At 67.2% G+C, this 3,766-nt stretch carries 3 protein-coding genes; all 3 read right to left on the reverse strand.

Annotation, left to right across the window (positions count from 1 at the left end; translation table 11 throughout):
• Positions 1–61: 61 nt before the first annotated feature.
• The gene (locus tag MBTS_RS22525) at positions 62–1,549 is read right to left on the reverse strand and encodes a replicative DNA helicase (protein ID WP_027172146.1); all 1,488 of its coding nucleotides are present in this window, start codon (positions 1,547–1,549) and stop codon (positions 62–64) included.
• A gap of 406 nt (positions 1,550–1,955) precedes the next feature.
• A complete protein-coding gene (gene rplI / locus MBTS_RS22530; RefSeq protein WP_147829092.1) occupies positions 1,956–2,519 on the reverse strand; it encodes a 50S ribosomal protein L9 in 564 nt (187 codons plus the stop codon).
• 67 nt (positions 2,520–2,586) lie between these two features.
• Positions 2,587–3,651, reverse strand: coding sequence for a hypothetical protein (locus tag MBTS_RS22535; RefSeq protein WP_192216535.1), 1,065 nt, complete (start codon positions 3,649–3,651; stop codon positions 2,587–2,589).
• Positions 3,652–3,766: the final 115 nt, after the last annotated feature.

The raw sequence follows: 3,766 nt of genomic DNA on the forward strand, positions 1-3,766 counted from the left end.
CCCTTGCGGGGAGAGGTTAGGAGTGGGGGGGGTGACCCTCACTCGGCGGGGACGGCACCGATCACATGCGCGCGGGCATGCGGTCCTCGCTCGCCAAGTCCGAAAAGCGGGTGATGTTGGCGTCGAACTGCAGCTCCACCGTGCCGGTGGGGCCGTGGCGCTGCTTGCCGAGGATGACTTCGGCCTTACCGTGGACGCGGTTCATCTCCGCCTCCCAGGCGAAGAACTCTTCGGTGCCTTCGCGCGGCTTCTTGTTGTTGACGTAATATTCCTCGCGGAACACGAACATCACCACGTCGGCGTCCTGCTCGATCGAGCCCGATTCGCGCAGGTCCGAGAGCTGCGGGCGCTTGTCGTCGCGGTTCTCCACCTGACGCGAGAGCTGCGACAGGCCGATGATCGGCACCGCGAGTTCCTTGGCCAGCGCCTTCATGCCGGTGGTGATCTCGGTCATCTCCTGCACGCGGTTGTCGCTGCGCTTGCCCGAGCCGGAGAGCAGCTGCAGGTAGTCGATGATCAGGAGATCGAGGCCCTTCTGGCGCTTCAGGCGCCGGGCGCGGGCGGCGAGCTGCGCGATGGAGATGCCGCCGGTCTGGTCGATGTAGAACGGGATCGTCTGCATGTCCCGGGCGGCATCGGTGATCTTGTAGAAATCCTCCGGCCGGATGTCGCCGCGGCGGATCTTGTAGGACGGCACGCCCGATTGCTCGGCGATGATGCGGGTGGCCAGCTGCTCGGCCGACATTTCGAGGGAGAAGAACCCGACGATGCCGCCGTTCTTGGTCTCGATCCGCCCGTCGGGCTGCTTCTCGCCCCGGTAGGCCTTGGCGACGTTGAAGGCGATGTTGGTCACCAGCGAGGTCTTACCCATGGCCGGACGGCCGGCGAGGATGATCAAGTCGGAGGATTGCAGACCGCCCATCTTGGCATCGAGGTCCGACAGGCCGGTGGCGATGCCCGAGAGCTTGCCGTCGCGCTGGTAGGCCTTGGCGGCCATGTCCACGGCAGCGGTGAGGGCATCGGAGAATTTCTGGAAGCCGCCATCGTACTTGCCCGATTCGGCGAGCTCGTAGAGCCGGCGCTCGGTGCCCTCGATCTGGTCGCGAGGGGAGGATTCCACCGGGGCTTCATAGGCGCCGTTGACCAGATCCTCGCCGATGGTGATCAGCCGGCGGCGGATCGCGAGGTCGTAGATGGTGCGGCCGTAATCGCCCGCGTTGATGACCGTGGTGGCCTCGGCCGCGAGGCGGGCGAGGTACTGCATCACCGTCTGGCCGCCGAGATCGGCGTCACCCAGATAGGTCTTGAGCGTGATCGGGGTCGCGAGCTTGCCCACCTTGATCAGCGAGGCGGCGACCTCGAAGATCTTACGGTGGACATCCTCCATGAAATGCTCGGGCAGGAGGAAGTCTGAGATCCGGTAATAGGCGTCGTTGTTGACGAGGATCGCGCCGAGCAGCGCCTGCTCCGCGTCGATGTTGTGGGGCGCGACGCGGAACTCCTGCGTGACGCTCTGGAGGTTTGCCGTCAGGGCGTTGGGCAGGGCCATAGGCTGACTCGAGGCTCCGACTTCTTCGACACCGCGCGGCGAGTCCATCGCCGCACCATTCCGCTACCGCACGACCATGGCCCAGGCATGGTTAGCCGAACCTTAGCCGATTCGCGCGACGCGCCTTTCGCGCCACCCTCTCACCTCATCCTGAGATGCCCGCGTCAGCGGGCCTCGGAGGAGGGCTCCAGAAACCACCGCGCGAACTTGAGGCCTCCTTCGAGGCCTCCGCTGTGCTCCGGCACCTCAGGATGAGGGGGCCGGGTGGGATGGAGTGCGCCCGGATTGCAACACGAAAAACGCCTGCCACCCCTTTCGGGATGACAGGCGCCATGCTGGAACAAATCAGGAACCAGTCAACCCCTTCGGGCGACGATCCCCGTTCTCCACCGGTCGTGGATGCGGCTTACTCGCGGTCGTCGCCGGCCTCGGCGAGAGCGGCGCCGACTTCGAGGCCGAGGTCGTCGAGGTTGAACGCCTCACGCTCGGTGGTCGATTCGCCGCGGGCCTGACGCTCGGCCTCTTCCGGCGAGCGGGCGACGTTGACGGTGACGGTGACCTCGACCTCGGGGTGCAGCACCACCGGCACATTGTGCAGGCCCAGCGTCTTGATCGGCTGGTTGAGAGCGAACTGGTCGCGGCCGACGGTGAAGCCCTCGGCGGTGACGACCTCGGCGAGGTCGCGGGTGGAGACCGAACCGTAGAGCACGCCGGTCTCACCCGACTGGCGGATCAGCACGAAGCTCTTGCCCTCGAGGGTCTCGGCGACGGATTGTGCCTCGCTCTTCTTCTCGAGGTTGCGGGCCTCGAGCTGGGCGCGCTGGGTCTCGAAGTGCTTTTTGTTGCCGGCGGTGGCGCGCAGGGCCTTGCCGCGGGCGAGGAGGAAGTTGCGGGCGTAGCCCGGCTTCACGTTCACGGTCTCGCCCATCTGGCCGAGTTTGGCGACGCGCTCGAGGAGGATGACTTCCATGGTCTTGGTCCTTGCTGGGGTGGGGTGTGTTGGGAGAGGTCCGGCCGCGTGATGCGGGAGACGGGCCTCAGGTTCGTCCGGCGTCCTCCTTGGGACGGCGCCGGTTGAAGGCGGTGTCGGCGAGGCCGAACAGCGTCAGGGCGAAAAGAGCGACGCCCTGCGTGAAGAACAGGATCAGATAGAGCCCGAACAGGAGGGCCATGCGTCCGGGCCGGCCGCGGCTGCGGTCGTGGAAGGCGGCGAGGCCCTGCATGGCGAAGGCGGCGGTCAGCGCACCGATGAGGCAGATGCCGAGGACGCCCGGATAGCCGGGCACCAGGGCCAGCACGAAGGCCGCTCCCAGGATGCCGAGGACGGAGCGCGGCATCGCGGTGGAGGGAATGTCGGGCCAGGGCCGAGGCAGGCGGCCGGAAATGCGCACGATCCGCCCAGCGGCCCAGAGATAGAAGGTGAGCAGCACGGAAAGACCCTGCGTCGCCAGTCCGGGGGCGATCGTCGCCAGGGCATCGGCCACAGCGTTCTGCTGGTCGGTGCCGGATTCGGCGGAGGGAGCCGTCTTCGCATCCGACTCCGCCTGGATCGCGGGCGTCGCCGTGGGCGGGGGATTCTTTACCGGTGAGGGATTCCCCGTCGTCGAAGGGTTTCCTGCAGGAGCGGCGGCCGGGGGCGTCGCACGGGTCTTGCCCTGCATCGTCACCAGCGTGCGCGTCATCCCGCGCAACTGGGTCTGGAAGGTCTCGAAGTTCGGCGAGGCGATGACCGCGATGGCGACGAAGGCGAGCCCGGCCGTGCCGGCGGTCCAGGCGAGGAGCCGCCCGGTCGGGTACCATTCCATGGTGCCGTCGGCGTTCGGCCGCCCGAGGAGGGCGAGATAAGCCAGCCACCAGGCCGGCAGCGCCAGATAGGCGAGGAAGCCGAGGCCGAGGAAAGGTTGCAGGAAGGCAAGTGCGACGGCGCCCGTGATCGCAGCGACGAGGGCGGCCTTGTGGCTCCAGCCGAGGCCCACGATCAGGATCGGGAGCGGGGCGAGCAGGTAGAGAACGATCGACAGCAGCGTGCCCTTCAGCAGGACGCCGAAGAGGAGTGCGGAGACGAGGCCCGCGCCGATGCCGATACCGAGAAACTGTGTCATCGATCCCGCTGTCCCGCTGTCCCCGAAAGGGGCAGGGTTAGAGGCGTTTCATTGCGCCCCAACGACGTCCGGCAGCGTGCTTACCGCCGGCGTAGACTTCCCTCCCCCTTGTGGG

The sequence above is a fragment of the Methylobacterium bullatum genome, from assembly GCF_014845095.1.
GTDB classification, from domain to species: Bacteria; Pseudomonadota; Alphaproteobacteria; order Rhizobiales; family Beijerinckiaceae; genus Methylobacterium; species Methylobacterium bullatum.

What these genes read in the sequence shown, in the direction of transcription:
- MBTS_RS22535 (WP_192216535.1), bottom strand. Translation starts at nt 3,651, where the DNA reads ATGACACAGTTTCTCGGTATCGGCATCGGCGCGGGCCTCGTCTCCGCA.
- MBTS_RS22525 (WP_027172146.1), bottom strand. Translation starts at nt 1,549, where the DNA reads ATGGCCCTGCCCAACGCCCTGACGGCAAACCTCCAGAGCGTCACGCAG.
- rplI (WP_147829092.1), bottom strand. Translation starts at nt 2,519, where the DNA reads ATGGAAGTCATCCTCCTCGAGCGCGTCGCCAAACTCGGCCAGATGGGC.